The following is a 21535-nucleotide window of genomic DNA, read 5'->3' on the forward strand; positions in this document are numbered from 1 at the left end:
CCTGGATCGCGGCCTCTTGCCGCGAATCTGTGCTGCATGCCGCCTGTTTGACGCTTGATGCCGTGCCTTCAGGCCAACCGGTCCCGGCTCGCGCCGGGCGGCCGGAATCCGGCCCACCCGATTGTGCGGACCGGAGGTTTCACGCCAGTTGCCTCACCCGTGCCGCGACTTCCCCGGTGCTGAGCCGGTCCTCTTCCAGCGCTGCGAACAGCGCGGCGATGGCGTCGAAATCCGGCAGGCCGGCGCCGCCATGGTCGCTGCGCGTCGGCGGTGCCGTACCCGCGGAACTCGCGGCCACCTCTTCCTTCGACGGGATCCAGCAATGCACCCGGGCGAAGGCATAGGTCGGCAGATGGATCCGCTGGGCCCGCCGCGCGGACTCCGCTTCGGCCCCCTGCCCCGCGACGCTGTGCCGGTAGCCCTGCTCGCGCAGGTCGGCAACCTTCTCCTGCAGCAGCGGATGCCGATGCACGGGGCGGTCGCCGCGCTGCACCGGCTGGGCCGCGTAGACGCTGTCCCCCGGCGCGATCCAGTAAGTGTCTTCGGCGAACGGGTACGGCGGCAGCGCGAGCAGCGACGGCCGACGCTCGCCGTGCAGTTTCCCCCAGTCCAGCGCCAGGCCCTTCACCCACAGTTCGCAGAGCCTGGTCAGGTTGCCGTCCGCGATGCAGCGATCGACCACCAGTTCCGCCATGGTCGCATCTTCGTTCAGAAGACGCACGCTTTCGCGGCCCTGGCGCACGTGCGCGGCGAAGGCCCCATGCGGCAGCGAGCGCTGTGCGCCGGCCCCGTCGATGAAGCGGGTGAGCACATCGACCACCTCGCCGAGGCTGTGCGCGACGAAGCACAGACGCTCGTCCATCGCATCGCGATGCAGTTGCAGGGTGCCGGCCAGGGCAACCGGATCGAGCGCCCGGCCCGACTGGACCCCGGTCTGGATCCACTCGCGCAGGTCCTTCGCCTTCTGCATCAGTTGGTCGGCGGTGCGTGCCGACAGCGGGACGATCACGCCCGACGCGGGCATCGGCGCCGGCGCGGCGACGGCAGTGGCCGACGCCACGTGTTCGGCGATCACCAGATGCGCGTTGGTGCCGCTGAAGCCGAACGAGCTGATCGCGGCCTGGCGCGGCCCGTTCGCCGGCGTGGCCCAGTCGCGCAGGGTCGTGTTGACGAAGAACGGGCTGTTGTCGAGATCGAGGTGTTCGTTCGGGGTCTCGTAGTTGATGCTCGGCGGCAGTTGGCGGTGGCGCAGCGCCAGCAGCAGCTTGATGAAGCCGGAGACACCCGCCGCGGTGAGGCAATGGCCGATGTTGGTCTTCACCGAACCGATGGCGCAGTAGCGCTTGCGGTCGGTCGCGGGCAGGAAGGCGGACTTCAGCCCGTCGATCTCGATCGGGTCGCCGAGCTTGGTGCCGGTGCCGTGGGCCTCGATCAGCTCGATCGCGCCGGGGTCGATGCCGAAGCGCGCGTAGACGTCGCGCAACAGGCGCTGCTGGGATTCCGCGTTCGGCGCGGTGATGCCGTTGGTGCGGCCGTCCTGGTTCACGCCCCAGCCGCGGATCACGCCGATGATGTCATCGCCGTCACGTTCGGCATCGGCCAGGCGCTTGAGCATGATCACGCCGACGCCCTCGCCCGGCACGAAACCGTTCGCGCGCTGGTCGAAGGTGTAGCAGCGACCGTCGGGTGACAGCATGCCGGCATGCGCCGTCTTCAGGAACATGTCGGCGCTGGACATCACGTACACGCCGCCGGCCAGCGCCATGTCCGCGGCGCCGGTGATCAGGCTGTCGCAGGCGCTGGAGATCGCGACCAGCGACGACGAGCAGGCGGTGTCGATCGAGACGCAGGGGCCCTGCAGGTTCAGGAAATACGAGACGCGCGCCGCGAGGATCGAAGTGGCGCCGCCGGTGAAGCCCAGCGCGTTGATCTGCTGTTCGCGCGACAGCAGGTTGTAGTCGCCGTGGGCGCAGCCGACGAACACGCCGCAGCGGGTGCCCGACAGCTGTTCGGCGGTGTAGCCGGCATTCTCGATGCCATGCCAGCAGCACTCCATGAAGATGCGCTGCTGCGGGTCCATCGACTCCGCCTCGACCGGCGAGAGGCCGAAGAACAGCGGATCGAAGCGGTCGTGGCCTTCGAGCACGCCCATCCACTTCGAATTGCTCTGACCCACGCCGGGCTGGCCTTCGACGTAATAGGCGTTGGCGTCCCAGCGCGAGGCGGGCACCTCGCTGACGCAGTTGCGGCCGTTGGCGATGTTGTCCCAGAAGGCATCCAGGTCCTTCGCCATCGGGAAGCGGCCGGCCATGCCGATCACCGCGACCTCCGCCGCATGCAGCGCCGGGACCGCGGTCTGCGCGGGCATGACGATCTGCGCGGGAAGCGCCGCGTCGTCGCCGCGCCACGACTGCAGCGCCGGCCAATCGTGGTGCAGGACGTGCGTCGTTGCCGGGCGCATTTCGACCGGCGCCGTCGCGACCGGGGTCGCGGCCGCCTCGGACGTCGCAGCGGGCGCCTGCTCCGCGTCACGCTGTGCCAGCAGATCGCGGACGTGGCGGGCGAACTGTTCGACCGTCGGATAGGTGTAGACGCGTGTGGCTTCGACCTCGGTGCCGTAAGTCCGGTTGATCGCGCGGACCCAGGTGACGCCGGAGATCGAATCCAGGCCGAGTTCGACGAAACCGCGATGTGCGTCGATGCTCTCCGGTTCCTGGCGCAGTTCCTGCGCCAGCAGCTCGATGAGCGTGCGCCGCACCGCGCCCAGATCGACGCGGGCGCGCACCGATGCAGCGGCGGCCGGCGGTGCGGGCTGCGGCGCAGCCTGCGGCGTCGGGAGCGGCGCCTGACGGCTCGGCGGCGGCGTGGCAGCGCGCGCGGGCGCGGCGTCCGCGGGCGGGGCCGCGTCCGTGCCCGCCGACTGCTGGTCGGCCACGTGCTGGGCGAACTTCTGCAGGTTCGGGTAGCTGTAGACCTTGGTCGCCTCGATCGACAGACCAAAGCGTTCGTTGATCTTGCGGATCCACGCCACGCTGGAGATCGAATCCAGGCCCAGGTCGACGAACTGGGTGCGGGGATCGATCTCCCCGTCCTCGAGGCGCAGTTCCTCGGCGAGCAGCCTGCGGATGACCGGCAGGATGTCGGTGGCGGCGGCCGGTGCGGGACGTGCAGCAGTCGTGGTCGCGGGCGCGACCGTGCCGGCGGCCGGCGCATCGGCCTCGACCCGCTGGCCGGGCGCGAACCGCTGTTCGATGCGGTCGAGCGTGTCGCGCTGGCCCACGAGCGTGGACGCGTGCATCTCGACCTCGCGCGCGAGCAGCGCCTGCCACGCCGCGAAGTGCGGCGCCACGCGGGCGACCTTCGCGGCGCACAGGTCTTCGCGCGAACGGCGGGCGTAGCCGCGGGCGATCGCGAGGGCCTGGTCGAGCACCTGGTCACGCGGCAGCACGGTCAGCTGCGGATTGCGTCGCGCCAGTTCCTCGCCGGTGATCTCGCGGCCGGTGAACAGGCTGTCGCGGGCCAGATCGAAGCCCAGCCGCGCCGGCAGGATGCCGGTGGCGCCGGCGCCCGGGGTGAACCCGAAGTTCATGTACGGGCTGAGGTAACGGCTTTCCGCACTGAACAGCACGACGTCGCAGAACAGGCCGAGCGTCCAGCCGGCACCGATGCCGTGGCCCTGCATCGCCGCGATCACCGGCAGCGGGCAGCGCATCGGCAGCTGGAAGACGTCGTGGTCGGTGAAGCGGACCTTGCCTTCCTGGATCGCCTTCAACCCGTCGCGGGTGCCGCCGGAGGAGAAGTAGGTGTCGTAACCGGTGAGCACGACCGCCTTGTACGCCGGCGATTGCGCGATGCGCTCGAAGACCTCCTCCAGGCCGGCGATCAGCGCATCGGAGAACATGTTGCGCGCGTCGCGATCCTCCAGCCGCACCAGCACCACGCCGTCGGCGTCGACGCTGGCGCGGACCACGGTCGACGACAGCGACAGCGCTTCCGCGGTCGCGACGGCGGCAGGCTCGGCCGCGACGGCGTCCTGCGGCGCGGGGGCCGACAGGCGATACGTCGACAGCATGGGCGCGCGCTCGGCGGCGACCTCCGCGAATGCACGCAGGCGCGCCGCGAGCGCGTCGGCCTGCGACCCGTCCTGGACGGGCGCGGCGGCATCAGCGCCTTCGATCGAAGCAGCGGTCGCGGTGATCGCGGCTTCGAATTCACGCGCCAGATGCGTCTTGAGCAGGCGCAGGGCGTTCGCCGACTTGTCGGACAGACCGGCGCGCAGCGCGTCGACCGCGGCGGCGAAGGCCGAACGCGGCACCACGCCCGCGCCCCAGCCGGCGGCCTGCAGGGCGCGACCGTCGAGCGGCTGGGCGTCGGTGACCAGACGCAGCGCCAACGCTTCGCCGAAACGCGCGGCGAGCCACGCGGCGTCGGCGGCATCGAGCACGGACAAGCCGGCGTCGTCACCGGTGAAGCCGTAGCGCTGGTCTTCCACCGCCAGCACCAGATCGCAGGCACAGGCGATGCGGAAGCCGGCGCCGAGCGCCGACCCGGACAGCAGCGCGACGGTCGGCGCGGGGAAGGCGGCCAGCGTCTGCAGCAGGGCGCGCCCGGCCTCGTCGGCGAGGACGCCCGCTTCGCCCTGCAGGAAGACGTCGTCGGCGCTTTCGATCAGCAGCGCCTTGAGCGACGGCAGTCCGCCGGCGAACGCGAGCGCCTGGGCCAGCGCATCGACCAGCCCGGCGTCGACGCGACCGTCGGCGGCGGACAGACGCAGGGCGAAGACGCCCTCGCCTTCCTCGCGCAACGTGACCGAAGCCGGCGCAGCGGCGTCAGCAGCCGTGTCCTCTCGCCCCGCGAGGGACAGCGAGGGCTTGGCCGCGGGCGCGAGCTGCAGTTCGAGCGCCTGATCGGGCACGGACAGCGTGATCGCGGGCTTCGGCAGCACGCCGGTGGACGCGAACGCGGCCGTGCCGACCGCATCGGCCGCGCGTGCCGCGAAGCGGCGTTCGGGCATGGGCGTCGCCGGCGCGGGCGCAGGCAGAGCCGATGCAGCAACCGGCGCAGCGTGGGCGGCGCTCGACGGCAGGGCGACGGTGGCGGCCGGCATTGCGGCGCGCTCGACGCGCGGCGCCGCGGTCACGACGGCCGGCAGCAGCGTCACCGCAGTGAATGCGGCGCAGACCGTGCCGTCTTCGGCGCACAGGTCGATGTCGACGCAGAGTGCGTCGCCCTGCTGCACGCCATGCGGACGGATCGACGCGTGGCGCGGGCGGGCGGCGACGGGATACGCGCGCATCGTCGCGAAGCAGGCGGGCAGCAGGAGCGCATCGTGGCCGGAACGCAGCCAGGGCGCCGCGCACAGCGCCGCATCGACGAGGGACGGATCGATCGCGCAGTCGGCGAACGCGGACGACGGCGCGGCGGCGGCAAAGCTCAGCCACAGCCCCTCCGCGGTGCGCTGCACGGCGACCGTGGCCTGATGCAGCGCGTCCATGTCGATGCCCTGCGCACGATGTGCGGCGAGGATCGCAGTCCGATCGGCATGGAGGGGCGACGCGCCGCGCGTGGCGGCCGCGATGTCGACCACCGGCGCAGCGGCCTCGTCACAGGCGACGAGCAGGCCCTGCGAGAACACGTGGCCATCGCCGGCATCGACGAGTTCGAACGCGGTGCGGTCCAGGTCGGGCCATGCGCCCTGCCCGGGCGGCAGCACCGCGATCTCGAGCTCGATCGGGCCGTCGACCGTGCGCGGCGCGGCGAAACGCACCTCGTGCAGCGCCCAGGCGCCGGCCTGCGGCATGGCGTCCGCCAGCGCGACGCGTGCGGCTTCGATCTGCAGGCCCTGTGGCAGGCCCGCATGGCCCTGGATGCGCAGGCCGGCGATCCGCGGATCGTCGGCGCGGAAGGTACTGGAATACTGCTGGCGTCCCGGCTTCGAGGCGTTGCGGTGGACCAGCGAATGCATGGCCTGCGCCGCGCCTCCGGCGACGGGCGCGTCCGCCGGCGCTTCGCGCCAGTAGCGCTCGCGGGCGAAGGGATACACCGGAAGATGCATGCGCGCGGGCAAGGGCGCGCCGTGCAGCTTCAGCCAATCGAGATCGAGTCCCTTGGTCCAGACGTCGAGCAGTCGCGAGACCTTGCCGGCGACGAACCAGCCGTCGACGCTGGCCTGCAGATCGCGGTCGACCGCGAACAGCGCCATGCTCTCGCGGTGACGACGCGACTGGCCGTAGTACAGATCGTCGGCGAGCGCGCCGTCCTCGGGTTCGGCGAGGGCGAGGAAGGTCGCGAGCTTGTCCAGCAGTTCGGCGCGCGAATCCGCGCGCAGCCCGAGCCGCTCCTCCATCGGCTCGCGGCCGACCTGCAGGGTGTAGGCGAGGCTGTGCAGGTCGAGATCGGCCTTGCGTTCGATGAACGCCTTCAGGTCCTCGGCCTTCTGCCGCAGCTGCGCCAGCGTGCGCGCGGAAAGCAGCATGACGCAGGGCACGCCGTCCTCGCGCACGGCGCGCACGGCGTTGTCGACGTAGGCTTCGATGACCAGATGGGCGTTGCTGCCGCCGGCACCGAACGAGGACAGGCCCGCGATCAGGGGCAGCTCGCGGCCGTCGATCACAGGTGCCCGCCAGGGACGCAGGCGCTGGTTGACCTCGAACGGCGTGGTCTCGAAATCGATGTTCGGATTGAGCCGTTCCGAGTGCAGCGATGGCACGATCTGGCGGTGCTGCATCTGCAGCACGACCTTGGTCAGGCCAGCGATGCCCGCCGCCGATTCGCAATGGCCGATGTTCGACTTCGCCGAACCGATCAGGCAGAAACCCGTGTCCTGCGTGTGCTCGCGGAACGCCTTCGACAGCGCCGCGATCTCGATCGGATCGCCCAGCTTGGTGCCGGTGCCGTGCGCCTCGATGTAGCTCACGTGGCGCGCATCGACGCCCGCGTCGCGCAGCGCATCGGCGATCACCGCCGCCTGCGCCTGCGGGTTCGGCACCGTGTAGCCGTTGGTCTTGCCGCCATGGTTCAGCGCGCTGCCGCGGATGATCGCGTGGATCGCATCGCCGTCGCGCTCGGCGTCGGACAGCCGCTTGAGCACCGCCAGGCCCACGCCTTCGCCCGGGATGTAGCCGTCGCCGCCTTCACCGAAGCTCTGGCAATGGCCGTCGCTGGAAATGAACTGCCCGGCGCTGAGCATGCCGTACTTGCCGGGATGGATGCTGAGGTTGACGCCGCCGGCCAGCGCCATGTCGGTGCGGCCCAGGCGCAGGTCCTGGCAGGCCAGGTGGATCGCGGTCAGCGACGACGAGCACATGGTGTCGAGCGTCATGCTTGGCCCGTGCACGTTCAGCGCGTAGGACACGCGATTGGCGATGCTGGCGAGGCTGCCCGAACGGTTGTATTCGCCGTACATCACGCCGGCGTACACGCCGACCTGGCCGCCGCGATAGGTCTGCAGCGCACCGCGGGTGTAGCCGGCATCCTCCAGCGCCATCCAGGCGTGCTGCAGGAACAGCCGCTCCTGCGGATCGATCTGTTCGGCGTCGCGGGGCGTGATGCTGAAGAAGCGCGGGTCGAATTCGTCCGCACCCTCGATGAAGCCGCCCCACTTGCTGCTGTGCTGCCCGGCGTCGAGGGCCTCGCCCCGGGCCAGCTCGCGATAGAAGTCCTGCCAGCGCCAGCGCTCGGCCGGGATCTCGCGGATGCAGTCCACGCCCTCCGACAGGTTGCGCCAGTAGGCGTCGAGGTCCCAGGCATTCGGATAGCGGCCGCTGAGGCCGACGATCGCGATGGGCTCGTTCGAGACGAGCTTGCCGGCGATCGGCTCGCCCGGAACCGGCGACAGCGCGACCGCGCCCTCCTCCTCCGCACGCATCGCCTCGCGGCGCGGCGGCGCGGCGGTCTTCGTGCGCGCGGAGGCGGTGCGCTTGCCGGGCACCCGCGAGGTCGCCGCGGTCGGCATGGGCACCGCGGCGGGACGCGTCGCGACCTTTTCCGGCGCGAGGATCTCGATCAGGCGTTCCGCATGGGTGTCGCAGAAATAACCGTTGAGCTGCGCGATCGTCTGGTATTCGAAGGCCAGGGTCTTCGGCAGCCGCCCGAAGATCGATTCGAGATGGCTCACCAACTTCATCGCCAGGATCGAATCGATGCCGTACTGCTCCAGCGGCGCCTCCGGGCGCAGGCGCGCGACCGGGATCTTCAGCACCTGGGCGCACTGCACGCAGAGGTATTCGAGCGCACGGGCGCGCAGCGCGTCGTTCATGCCGGCCGACGCCGCATCGCCGTCGACGACGCCAGCCGCGCGCACCGGGGCAGTCACGTGCGCGGCGTCGGGCGTCGAGTCGGAGACTTCCAGCAGCGCCTGCATCGTCGGCAGGTCGCCTTCCATCACCAGCAGCCGGTCGACGCCCAGAGCGAAACCGCGGTAGGTCGCGCGCATCGCGGTGGCGGTGGCCAGCGGCTGCATGCCGGTGTGGTCCTGCAGCCGTTCCCAGGTCGCCGCATCCAGGGTCATGCCACCGTCCCGCCACAGCGGCCAGTTCACCGACAGCGTGCGGCCGCAGCGCTCGCCCCGCTCCGCCAGATGGTTGCGGTGCGCGGCGAAGGCGTCCATGAACGCGTTGGCGGCGGCATAGTCGATCTGGCCGACGATGCCCCAGCAGGCGGAAAACGACGAGCACAGCAGCAGGAAGTCCAGCGGCAGGTCGTAGGTGGCGCGATCCAGATGGACCAGACCGGCGACCTTCGGCGCCAGCACCGCCGCGAAGTCGTCCGCAGACTTGCGGATCGCGAAGGCGTCGCGGGTGATGCCCGCGCAGTGCACGATGCCGCTCGGCGGATGCCCTTCCGTGCGCAGTCGCGCCACCAGCGCTTCGACCGCGTCCGCGCGGGTCACGTCGAGTTCGACGTAATCGATGCGATGCGCGGGCGTGGCCAGCGCATCGATCGCCTTGCGCGCGTCCGCACGCAGCGGCGAACGTCCGCTCAGCACGATCCGCGCGGTGCGGGTCTGGGCGACGATCTCGCGCGCGTACTGCAGGCCGATGCCGCCGGCACCGCCGGTGATCAGGTAGCAGCCGCCTTCCTTGAAGACCACCGGTGCAGCGGCCGGCGCATCGCCTGCGGCGCCTTGCTCCAGCACGCGCCAGCGCGCGATTTCGCGCTGCAGCACGCCGTCGTGGCGGACATGGCGCACGGCCACGCCGCGCGGCGACTCGGTCGCGGATTCATCGCGCACCACGCTGCGCAGCTCGACGCCGTCGATGTCCTCCGGCACCCGCACGGTGCGGACGGCGAAGCGGGGATTCTCCTCCATCGCGGTCCGGCACATCGCCTCGATGCCCGTGGCGACGGCCGCGTCCGCGGCATCGGCGACGACGAGCAGGACGCGCGTCTCGGCAGCGGCGCCGAGCATCGACCGGATCGCCTCGAAGGCCTGCAGGGTCGCCAGCGCGAACACGTCCTCGAACGAGCCGGCCATCGGTGTCGTCAGCTCGACGATGGTCTGGCCGGCGCGCAGCGCCTGCAGCGCGGCCACCGCGTGACGCGGCACGCCCCACAGCAGCACGCGGTCCGGCGCCTGCGCGGCGGAGGCGCGCGCAGGCGAGGACGCCCACTCGACGCCTGCGAGCAGGACACCCTGCCCCGCATCGCGCGTCTGGTGCTTCAGCGACTTGATCCTGACCAGCGCTTCGGCCTGGGTGATTCGACCTTCCGCAACGGCGCGGAAGATGGGCAGCATGGAGTCTTTCATGACAACAACCCGAGTTCTGCGGCTTCTTCGGCCGACATTTCCTTCCTGGAGATGCTGTCCAGCAGCTCCCGATAGAACGCTTCATCGAACGCCCGCGCGTCGTCTTCGTCTTCGTCATCGTCGAAGGCGGCGGTCGCAGGGCCTGCGACCCGCATGCGGTCCACGCTGCGCCAGCCGAAGCCGCGGATGTCGATGCACAGGGCGCCATCGGGCCCGAAGATCGAGACGTCGCAGGCTTCGACGGCGCCGCCTGCGCCGGTGCCGACCGGCGTCAGCACCGCGAGCGCTTCCGCCGGACACGGCGCGTGCAGGGTCAGCGAGCGCAGCGTGAACGGCACCGACGGCGCGTGCGGCAGCGCCTGGAGCGAAGGCAGGAAGCCGACGCACGCCTGCAGGACGGCATCCATGACGCCGGGATGCATGCGATAGGCGTCGATGCCGGCGTTGGCGTCACCGCGCTGCGCGACCAGTTCCACCTCGGCCACCACTTTCCCGCCGGTGCGCGACAGTCTGCGGAGGCCGCGATGGGCCGGACCGTAGTGCAGGCCGCCGCGGTTGAATGCGGCGTAGATCTCGTCGCCCTCCCAGCGCTCGCCACGCTGTGCGGCGGCCAGCAGCGCGGCGTCCGCAGTGCGTTCGCCCACCGCCTCGACCAGGCCGGCCTCGCCCTGGCAGTGCAGGATGCGGGCGTCGCCGGTGCCGCTGACGATCTCGAACACGATCGCGCCGCCCTCGTCCGCGCCGAGCTCGATCTCGACCGTCGTCGGGCCGTCCACGAACAGCGGGCGCCACCAGGCGACATTGCTCAGCACCAGCCGTTCGCGCAGGCCGGCGGCCTCGGCGGCGTCATCGGCGAGCGCATCCGCGATCGCCGCCGCCGCCATTTCCAGGTAGGCGACGCCCGGCAGCACGGATTCGACCGGACCTTCGCCGAAACGCACGCGATGGTCGCGCAGGAAGAATTCGTTGCCGTCGAAGGTGCTGCGATAGCGCTGCTGGCGCAGGGTCGAGGCGTTGGCGTGCACCAGCGGATGCAGCACGCTGGTCGTGAGCGCGCCATCCTGTGCGGGCATCGACGTCGCGTCCTCCAGCCAGTAGCGTTCCTTGGCGAAGGGATACAGCGGCAGTTCGATGCGCTGCGGACGGGCGCCGGCCGCGATGTCGCGATACAGCAGCGGCCAGTGCAGATCGACGCCGTCGACCCACAGCTCCGCGAGCTTGTCGAGCTTGCCTTCGCGCAGGCAGGTCTCGATCAGCACCGCCTGCAGGTCGCCGTCCTGGCCGATGAAGGCCAGCTTGCCGGCGCGCGCCAGGGTACTGCCGACATGCAGGCCGCGCGGTTTGCCGCCTTCGGCGAAGGCGCGCAGGCGTTCGACGAGCTCGGCCCGCGTGCGCGCGACCACCGCGCAGCGCTCTTCCATCGCCTGCCGGCCGATCTGCAGCGTGTAGGCCGCGTCCAGCAGCGAGGGGGCGTTGTCGGCGTCGAGCGCATCGGCGAGTTCCAGCGCCCGCTGCTGCAGCTGTTCGGGGGTCTTGGCCGACAGCGGGATCAGCACCGGCCGCTCCGGACCGGCGTCGCGCGACGTGCGCGGCGCACGTTCCGGCGCGCCCTCCAGCACGAGATGGGCGTTGGTGCCGCTGAAGCCGAAGGCGCTGACCACGCCGACCCGCCCGCCGCGGGCATTCACCGGCCACGGCTTGAGCGTGTGGTTGACCACGAACGGGCTGTCGGAGAGATCGATGTGCGGATTGAGCCGTTCGAAACTCGCCGCAGGCGGCAACTGGCGATGCTTCAGCGCCAGCACCAGCTTGAGCACGCCGGCGATGCCGGCCGCCCACAGGCAGTGGCCGACGTTGCCCTTGACCGAACCGAGCGCGCAGTACTGGGTCTTGTCGGTGTAGTGGCGGAACGCCTGGGTCAGGCCCTCCACTTCGATCGGGTCGCCGAGCTTGGTGCCGGTGCCGTGCGCCTCGATCAGCTGGATGTCCGCCGGGTCGATGCCGAAGCGGTCGTAGACCGCGCGCATCAGCCGCGTCTGCGACACCGGGTTGGGCGCGGTGATGCCGTTGGTCTTGCCGTCCTGGTTGATGCCCCAGCCGCGGATCACGGCGTGGACGATGTCGCCGTCGCGCTCGGCCTCGGCCAGGCGCTTCAGCATCACCGTGCCCACGCCCTCGGCCGGCACGAAACCGTTGGCGCGATGGTCGAAGGCGTAGCAGCGGCCGTCCACCGACAACATCGCGGACTGTCCGGTATTGACGTGCATCATCGGCCCGGCCATGACCGCCACGCCGCTGGCCAGCGCGAGATCGCAGTTCTGCGCCAGCAGGCTGTCGCAGGCGGTGGCGATCGCGACCAGCGAGGACGAGCAGGCGGTGTCGATCGACAGGCACGGGCCTTGCAGGTTGAGGAAATAGGCGATGCGGGCGGCGAGGATCGACACCGCCGCGCCGGTGAAGCCCTGCGTGCTCAGCCGGTGCTCGCGCGAGCGATCGTGGTAATCGGTCGCGCCGCAGCCGACGAACACGCCGCAGCGGCTGCCCGAGAGGCTGCGCGGGTCGATCGCGGCGTTCTCGATCGCATGCCAGCAGTTCTGCAACAGCAGGCGCTGCTGCGGATCCATGACCTCGGCTTCGGTCGGCGCGATGTTGAAGAACAGCGGATCGAAGGCGTCGCAGTCGTCGAGCACGCCCATCCAGCGGCTGTTGGTGGTGCCGGGGATGGAGATGTCTTCGCTGAAATAGCGTTCGATGTCGAAGCGCAGTTCCGGCACGACGTCGATGCACTCCCGTGCCCCGGCGATGTTGCGCCAGAACTCGTCGAGGGACTTCGCGCGCGGGAACTGCCCGGCGATGCCGATCACGGCGATGGCGTCGTGGCCGATCGCCGGGCTGCGGCGGACGCCGCGGTTGCGCCAGGAGCCGAGACGCTGCGCCTGCGGCGCGGCGGCGGTGAGCGCACGTGCGGCGGGCGTGGCGGGCGTGGCGACAGCGGGCTGCGGGACGGCGCGCACGGCCGGCGCAGGCGACGGCGACGGCGAAGCCGGACGCGCAGGCAGCGATGTCGAGAGGAATCGGCTGAACTCGGCCAGCGTCGGATGGCTGTAGACCTTGGTCGCTTCGATCTTCGTGCCGTAGGTCGCGTTGATCCTGCGCACCCAAGTCACGCCGCTGATCGAGTCGAGGCCGAGTTCGACGAACTGGCGATGCTCGTCGACATCGTCCTCCGCCATCTGCAGCTCCTGCGCGAGCATGCGCTTGAGCGCCGCGCACAGCTCGGCCTCGCCGTCGGGCGCGAGGCCGGTCGCGGCCTGCGGCGTCGCGATGACGGCAGACTCGACGACGGCAGGTTCGACGCGGACGATCGGTTCCGGCGCAGGTGCCGGAGCGGGCACCGCAGGCGCGGGCACCACGGGCGCCGGGCCGCGCTTCGCCGACACCAGGGCGACCACGAAGTCGCGGAACTGGCGCAGCGTGGGATGGCTGTAGACCTTCGTCGCCTCGATCTTCGTGCCGTATTCGGCGTTGACCTTGCGGATCCAGGTCACGCCGGTGATCGAATCCAGGCCGAGATCGACGAACTGGGTGTCCTCGTCGACCTCTTCAGCGCGCATCTGCAGTTCGGTCGCCAGCAGCGAGCGCAGGACCTCGGCGATGCCGTCGACGTCGACGGCGGGTGCAGCAGGCGCCGCCGCGACGGGCGGTGCCGCGACCGTGGCGGGCGCCGGTGCGGCGAGCGCGGCCGCCGTGGCCGTCGCGGTGTCGCGATCGTCGCGGAAGTGCTGCATCACGCCCTGCAGGGCGTCGCCGCGACCGACGAAGCTGCGGTCGTGCATCTCCAGTTCGCGGGCATAGGTCGCTTCGACCTCGGCCTGCTGCGCGGCGCTGAAGTGATGCTTGACCGCGATCGCATCCTCGCGGCGGCGCGAGGCGATCGCATCGGCCAGCGCCAGCGCACGCGGCAGCACCTCGGCGCGCGGCACGCAGACGTGCGGCAGACCCTTGCCGCGCAGCTCGCTGCCGGTGTGCTCGCGGGCGGTGAACAGCGTGTCGCGGGCCAGGTCCAGGCCCAGCCGGTTCGGGAACACCAGCGTGGCGCCCGCGCCCGGCGTGAAGCCGTACTGCATGTACGGGCTGATGTAGCGGCTTTCGGCGCTGAACAGGCAGAGGTCGGCGAACATGCCGAGCGTCCAGCCGCCGCCGATGGCGTGGCCCTGCATCGCGGCGATGACCGGCACGCGGCAGCTCGTCGGCAGCTGGTAGACCTTGGTGTCGGTGAACTTCGCGGCGCCCTGCTGGATCGCGAGCAGGCTGTCGCGGGTCCCGCCGCAGGCGAAGTAGGTGTCGTAACCGGTGAGGACAACCGCGCGGTAATCGTCGCAGCCGTCGATGTGCGCGAACACCTCTTCCAGCCCGCGGACGAGCGCCGGCGAGTACATGTTCTTCGCATCGCGGTCGACCATGCGCACGACGAGGACGCCGTTGTCGCGCAGTTCGGTTTCGATCGCGGGCGAGGACGGCAGCGGCGCGGTGCGGCGTTCGCCGGCGACCGGCGCGTCGGCGACTTCGACCGCGACCGCGCGGCGTCGACGCCATTGCTGCAACGCTTCGGGCGAACGCAGCGGCGAAGCATCGACCAGGGCCAGCGCAGCAGCCGATGCGTCGTCGGCGACGATCGCCGCGCCGGCGCTGAGCGCGGCGGCGTCGATCGGCGCACCGCCGAACAGGCACTCGCGGGCGAGGTTGTCGCCGAGGCGACGCGCGAACAGCGGCAGCGCCTGCCGCAGCAGCGCCGGATCGCGCCACAGCGCGTCGGCCGAGGCGCGGCCGGCCGCGCCGTGCACGCAGGCGTCGGCGCTCAGGCCGAGCAGCCAGCCGAGGCCGTCGGCATCGTGCTCGAACGCGACCAGCACCGGCGCCGGGAACGCCGTCAGGCTCGCCTGCAGCGCACCGAAGGCCGCGACGACGGGCGCCGTGTCCGCCTGCGCGCCGAGCGCGGGCAGGAAACCGGGATGGTCGCTGCGCAGCACCAGCACGGCGTGGCCGCGCGGCGCGAGATCGTCGACCGTGGCGCGCAGGTCGGCGAGCAGGCGCGACGGATCGCGGGCCTCGGTGCCGATGCGGATCGAGGCGACCGCGTCGGACAGCATGTCGACGGCGAAGCCGGCGCGCACGGCGGGCCGCTTGCGCGCGGTGGCGGGCGCGGACTTGCGGGCCGCACCCTGCGCGACCTGCGGTCGCGGTTCGCGGCCAAGGCGCTCGACCAGCGGCGCGAGCGTCTCGACCAGACGCGCCTTGAGCAGTTCCAGCGAGGTGCGCGGCTTGGCCGCGATCGACGCAGCGAGCGCGACGGCCGCGGACTCGACCTCCCCGCGTTCGACGATCGGGAAGGTCCAGCCCTTGGCGACCAGCGCCTGGCCGGACTGGACGCCGCCGACATGGAGCAGGTCATCGGCATGCGCGGCGCCGAAACGGGCCGCGAGCAGGTCGGCTTCGGCGTCGGTGGCGAGCAACCCTCGCTGCGGATCGGCGAAGCCATAGCGCGCGTCCTGCGCACCGACCATGAAATCGCACAGCGCGGCGAGCAGGAAGCCGACGCCGATGGTGTCGTCGTGCAACGCGGCGATGGTCGGCAGCGGGAAGCCGAGCAGCGCGCGATGCAGGCCCGCACGGAGGGCCACGTCGAGCGCGGCAGCCTCGCCCGGCGGGAACGCGTGCGCGATGTCGCCGAGCAGCAGCACCTTCGCGTCCGCGCGTTCGCGGACGTGGTCCAGCGCCTGCAGGAGCTGGTCGACGGCGGTGGCCGTCGGCGCGCCCTGCGCGATGCGCAGCGCATAGACGCCGTCACCGAGCGCACGCAGATCGATGCAGGCCGTCGCGAGATCGGCGTCGGCATCGACCACCACGCCATCGCCTGCGCCGTTGCCCGCCAGCGATTCGAGCGAGGGCTTCGGCAGCGCGATCGTGGGGCGCGCAGTGGACAGAGCGCCGAACGCGACCGAATCCGCGGCCGGCAGGGTCAGGGCTTGCGGTTTGACCAGGGGCACCGGCGCACGGACGACCGAGGGCGTCGCGCGCAGGAAGGCGATGCGACGCCCGGCCTCCGGCAGCACCGGTGCCGGCGCGGCCGGCTGCACTTCGATCGCGGGCGGCGCGGCGACAGCCGCGGCCGGGGACGCCGTCGTCGCGGCGACCGTGGCGGCGACCGTGGCGGCGACCGTCGTGACGGCCGCCTCGATCACGCCCTGCCCGACCGGAACGCATGCCAGTTGGAGACCGTGGATCTCGAACGCGGGATGGCCCTGCAGGTCGCAGACGGTCGCGTCCCAGTGCGAAGCGGCGGCATCGGCCGACGTCGAATCGGCGCAGCGCAGCACGAGATAGCCCTGCGGCGCAGTGTGCGCGTGGAACCGGACCGCATCGATGGCGCGGACCTGCCATTCGAACGGCGGCGTCGGCAGCGACCCGAGTTCGGCCGACAGCCAGCCCGCGCCGTCGAGCAACAAAGCGAGCAGGTCGGGCGGCAAGCCCCAGCCGCCAGTCGCGGCGGTGTCGGCGATGGCGTATTCGAAGACCGCCTCGCGTGCAGTGCGCGCGACCCGGCGGGCCGCGGAGGCGTCGGCGCGATCGCCGAGGCCCAGCGCCGCGACCTGCGTCCGGAAGGCGTCGGCGGCGAGTCCGCCGGCGAGCCGCGACGCGAAGCGCTCGACCTCGGCCTGCACGGCCGCGTCGGCGTCGCCGAAACGCGCCAGACCCTGGGCGTGGACCCGCTCCGCATCGCCCTGGGCACTGTGGATCTCGAAACGCAGCGCGTCGTCGCTGTCGGGCAGCAGCGCGATCTGCAGCAGGCAGCCCGGTTCGATACTCAGCTCGTCGTCCAGCGCGATCGCCTCGAAGCGCAGCGCACGCGCGGCGAGATCGTCGGGATAGGCCTCGGCGACGGCGGCGCGCGCCATCTCCAGGCCCAGCAGCGCCGGCAGGCGACGCCGGCCGGCCGCGTCGGCGGCGAGGAAACGTTCGTCGCCCTTCAGTTCGACGCCGTAGGCGGGATAGCGCAGGGTCGAAGTGTTGCGCTGGAGCAGCGGGTGCTTCGCCGCGACGGGCGCACCCGCGCCGAGCGTGCGCTGCGGCGCCATCCAGTGACGGTCGCGCGCGAACGGATAGGTCGGCAGCGGGATGCGGCCGGGACGCGCATCGCCGTACAGCCGCGTCCAGTCGATCTCGACGCCCTTCGCCCAATGCTCGGCGATGCGCGCCAGATCGCGCGCCGCGAGCCAGGCGTCGCAGCGCGCGGCAAAACCGGCGTCGGCGCGGCAGGCGGCGAGGAATTCGCGCTGCTTGCGGACATTCCCGCGCTGCGGCTCGGGATCGACGCGCTGGCCGTCCGCGAGCGCCTGCAGGCGGCGGCGCAGGTCGTCGAGGGAATCGACCTGCAGCACGATCCGCTCGTCCATCGCCTCGCGGCCGACCTGCAACGTGTACACCAGCGAGGCCAGGTCGATGCCGGCGCCTTCGCGACGCAGGAAGGTCGCGAGTTGCCGGATCTTCTCCTGCAACTGCTCGGCGGTACGCGCCGACAGCGGCACCAGCCACGGTCCGGCGTCGCCGGTGCGCGGACGGGCGCGTGCAGGCGCTTCCTGCACGACGAGATGGGCGTTGGCGCCGCCGGCGCCGAACGACGAGAGGCCGGCGATGCGCGGGATTTCGCGCCCGGCCTCGACCGGCGGCTGCCATGCGGCGAGTTCGCGCTGGAGACGGAACGGCGTGGCCTCGAAATCGATCTCGTCGTTGATCTGCTCCGCATGCAGCGACGGCACCAGCTGGCGATGGCGCAACTGCAGCAGGATCTTGGTCAACCCGGCGATGCCTGCGGCGGACTCGCAGTGGCCGATGTTGGATTTCAGCGAACCGATCGCGCAATGCCGGCCGCGTGCGACGCCGTCGGCGCGCGCGCGCTCGCGGAAGGCGCGGGTGAGGCCGGCGACCTCAATCGGATCACCGAGCGCGGTGCCGGTGCCGTGCGCTTCGAGATAACTCACATCGGTGGAATCGACGCCGGCGCGTGCCAGCGCGGTCGAGACCACGTCGGCCTGGGCGACCGGATTCGGCACCGTGTAGCCGTGGGTGCGGCCGCCGGCGTTCAGCGCGCTGGCCTTGATCACCGCATGGATGTGGTCGCCGTCGCGCACCGCCTGCGCCAGCGGCTTGAGGATCACCGCGCCCACGCCCTCGGCGTCGACGAACCCGTCGGCGTTGCGGCCGAACGAGCGGCATTCCGCGCCTTCCGACAGCATGCCGAGCGCGGAGAGCTCGATCATGTGCTGCGGGTCGACGATCAGGCTGACGCCGCCGGCGATCGCGGCGTCGCACAGCCCACCGTAGAGGCTGTCGAGCGCGAGATGGATCGCGGTCAGCGACGAGGAGCAGGCGCTGTCCACCGCGAACGACGGACCGGAGAAATCGAACAGGAACGACACCCGGTTCGCGACCGAGTAGTACAGCGGCTGCACCGTGTAGCGCGAATTCATCACGCCCACGAACACGCCGACCTTGCCGGTCGGCGAGAGGGTCTGCGGCGTGTAGCCGCTGTCCTCGATCGCGTGATAGCTGGTCTCCAGGAACAGGCGTTCCTGCGGATCGATCTTCTTCGCTTCCCGGGGTGCAATCCGGAAGAACAGCGGATCGAACTTGTCGATGTCGCTGATGAATCCGCCCCACCGGCTGTAACTGCTGCCGGCCTTGCCCTTCTCCGGGTCGTAGTAGTCCTGCCAGTGCCAGCGGTCGGCCGGGACCTCGCCGATGCAGTTGCGGCCGGCCGACAGGTTGTCCCAGAAGCGTTCGAGATCGGGCGACTGCGGGTAGCGGCCGCTCAGGCCGATGATGGCGACATCGAACGGCACCGCACCCTGCGCGGGCGCGGTCTCCACCGGCGTGGCCGGCGCGTGGACGGGGATCGACGGAGGCGTCGGCGCGGGCATCGATGCCGCTTCCGGCCTGCGCGGCGCGAAACGGCGGCCTTCGGCGCGTCCGGCGCGCGGCGGCGAAGGCGCGGCGCCAGGCATCGGCGCGATCGCGGCGGCGTTCGACACGCCGGCATTCGCGACGGGGCCGGCAGCGATTCCGCGCTCGGCGAGCACCGACATCACGGCCGCCCGGTCCTTCTCGAAGAAGTGGCGCACCAGGCCGTCGACGCTCTGCACTTCGAAGAACAGCGTGCTGCGCACGTCCGGGAACAGCTTGCGGAAGCGCGTGGTCAGCTGGACCACGAGGATGCTGTCCAGCCCGTAGTGCTCGAGCGCACGATGCGGCTCGATCTCGCGCGGGTCCATGCGCAGCGCGCCGCCGATCATCTCGCGGAACAGCGTCGCGCAGGCCTTGCGCAGGCCGTCATCATCAAGGGCGTCGACCGATGCGGCCACCGCCGGCACCGGTGTCGCAGCGGCGGCCGGGGCCGACATCGAAGACGATGGCAACGTCCGGCGTGCGGGGGCTCTCGACGGTGCCGCCGGCACCGCAGCCTGCGGCGCGGTGCCGACGAGGCCGCGCTCGGCGAGCACCGCCACGACCGTTGCCCGGTCCTTGTCGAGGAAATGGCGCACCAGGCCGTCGATGCTCTTCACTTCGAAGAACAGCGTGCTGCGCACGTCCGGGAACAGCTTGCGGAAGCGCGTGGTCAACTGGACCACGAGGATGCTGTCCAGCCCGTAATGCTCGAGCGCACGCTGGAGTTCGATCTCGCGCGGGTCCATGCGCAACGCGCCGCCGATCATCTCGCGGAACAGCGTCGCGCAGGCCTCGCGCAATGCGGCATCGTCGGTGGTTGCGGTTGCACTTGCGATTGCGGGCGCCGCAGTGGGCGCGTGTACGGGCGCCGGCACACGTGGCCGCGCGGCCGGCGCAGGCACCGCCGCACCGGCGTAAGCGCCCGGCGGAACCAGGCGCTGGCGGACCACACCGTCGCTGGACGCGACCACGACCAGTTGTCCGAGGCCGTGGTCATCGGAGGCGGGGAAACGGATCTCCCTGAACCCCTCCAGTTTCAGGAGCTTTTGCCAGTGCCCGGGCGACAGGCAGGGACAGCCGGGCAGGCGCAGCGATTCGTCCTCGAACAGCCACCAGCCGTCGAGCATGCCGAACGTGAAGTGGGTGTACCACGCCCATTCGCTGAGTTCGTTGATGAGCACGATGCCGCCACGCTTGAGCAGCGCCTTGGCGTTGCGCATCGTCTCGCGCATGTTCGACGTGGCATGCAGCACGTTGGTGGCGATCACCACGTCGTAGTGATCGCCTTCGACCGACTGCAGTGCCAGGGGCTTGCCGGCATCGAAGATCGCCGTGCGGATCGCCGGGAACTGCGGCTGGTAGGTCTCTTCCGCGTGCAACAGGAAGGCCTTGGACAGATCGGTGTAGCAGTATTCCTCGACCAGATCACCGAAGCTGCGCAGCACCGGCAGCAGCATGGCGGTGGTGCCGCCGGTACCGGCGCCGATCTCGAGCAGGCGCAGGCCGCGCTCGCCGCGCGCTGCCCTGCCCGCGAGTTCGGTGCGCAGATGCTCGCCGAGGACGCGGTTGAAATGGTCGGCGATGGGATTGTGCTTGTAGATGCCCTCGACCAGGTGCATCGAGGACTCGGGAAACATCACGTCGGTCGCGCGGACGGCACCGGTCAGGATGTCCGACAGATTGCGCAGGCAGGCATCGATCAGGACCAGATACGCGCGGTGATTGTCGTTGCCGACCCAGGCGACCATCGCCTCGTCCCACGACCGCCACAGCGCATCGAGCGACGCGTCCGTCGTGAATCGACAGCGCTGTCCGTCGACAGCGAGCAGGCCATGGCGTTCAAGATGGCGCAGGCTCGCCTCCAGCCAGCGCGCATGCGCGGGACTCAGGCCGGCGATCGCGTCCGCGGGCAGGCAATCGCCCTGCGTGTCCGCGAACAGCGCGCGCAACTGCGCTGCCACGATGGCCGTGGCCAGGCGCTCGGCATCGACCGGCAGCCGGGCGGCTTCCAGTTCGGACGCGGTCGTGTGCGACGGCGCGTGCCCGCTCCTTGGAGTCTTGTCCGATGCGTTCATGAGCGTTACTACATCCCTGTGAAATTCGTGGATCTTTTTTAGTGACGCGGGTGATGGCGGATCCCTTGCGATACCGCCGGATCGTCGGGCGCTGCATCAGGCACCACCTTCACCAGCACGCGCTGGGCGGGCAGCCTGGCTTCGCTCGCGATCCCCGGCGCATCGAACGCGCCGTGCAGGGCGTTCTGGTCATCGACAGGCGAAAGGATCCGCGTCCCGGAAGACGCCGGCGCGTTGCCGGAAGCCTGCACGAGACGATCAGAAATGAGTTGACGAATCCAATCGAAGGGAGACGACACTTCTGAGACAAATACGCCCAATGCTCGATCCTTCAAGACAACGGCGCGGCGAAACCGCGCACACATCACACTTTCCTTGAGCTTTCAAGGGCTCATCACGCTGGAGGTCGGTCCAAATCTGACGACTTTGCAAATGCCCCTTCCCCACGACCATTCAAACAGACTCCTCGGAATACCGTCAATACGAGGATTTGATGAATCAGCGCACGGAATACGTATACCTAAAACTTTCTTGAGAATGATTCTCAACTTGAGCGCCAGCCTCAGGATCGCTCCATGTGCATGGCGCAATCGCAATCTTTCGAGGAAGCAAACGCATCATCGCCACCGGACAGGACGCGTTCTGCCGAGACCATCCGCGAACCGCGTCGGCAACCACCACGTTGACCGGGATCGCTTCCCTTCGACGT

3 protein-coding genes are annotated in these 21535 nt (G+C 70.7%); all 3 read right to left on the reverse strand.

The genetic code is table 11. The features are described 5' to 3' along the window. Positions 1-139: 139 nt before the first annotated feature. The 3 genes from ACT53Q_RS00430 to ACT53Q_RS00440 are packed head-to-tail and all read right to left on the reverse strand — an operon-like array spanning position 140 to position 21191. Complete coding sequence (locus ACT53Q_RS00430) at positions 140-9736, reverse strand: SDR family NAD(P)-dependent oxidoreductase (protein WP_476184697.1); 9597 nt, start codon at positions 9734-9736, stop codon at positions 140-142. An 8-nt stretch (positions 9737-9744) separates the two neighbouring features. After that, a complete protein-coding gene (locus ACT53Q_RS00435; RefSeq protein WP_476184698.1) occupies positions 9745-20826 on the reverse strand; it encodes a beta-ketoacyl synthase N-terminal-like domain-containing protein in 11082 nt (3693 codons plus the stop codon). A 38-nt stretch (positions 20827-20864) separates the two neighbouring features. After that, a complete protein-coding gene (locus ACT53Q_RS00440) occupies positions 20865-21191 on the reverse strand; it encodes a hypothetical protein (RefSeq protein WP_476184699.1) in 327 nt (108 codons plus the stop codon). Between the last annotated feature and the right edge of the window lie 344 nt (positions 21192-21535).

Source organism: Lysobacter sp. DMC97 (assembly GCF_056313745.1).

What these genes read in the sequence shown, in the direction of transcription:
- ACT53Q_RS00430 (WP_476184697.1), bottom strand. Translation starts at nt 9,736, where the DNA reads ATGCTGCCCATCTTCCGCGCCGTTGCGGAAGGTCGAATCACCCAGGCC.
- ACT53Q_RS00435 (WP_476184698.1), bottom strand. Translation starts at nt 20,826, where the DNA reads ATGAACGCATCGGACAAGACTCCAAGGAGCGGGCACGCGCCGTCGCAC.
- ACT53Q_RS00440 (WP_476184699.1), bottom strand. Translation starts at nt 21,191, where the DNA reads ATGTGTGCGCGGTTTCGCCGCGCCGTTGTCTTGAAGGATCGAGCATTG.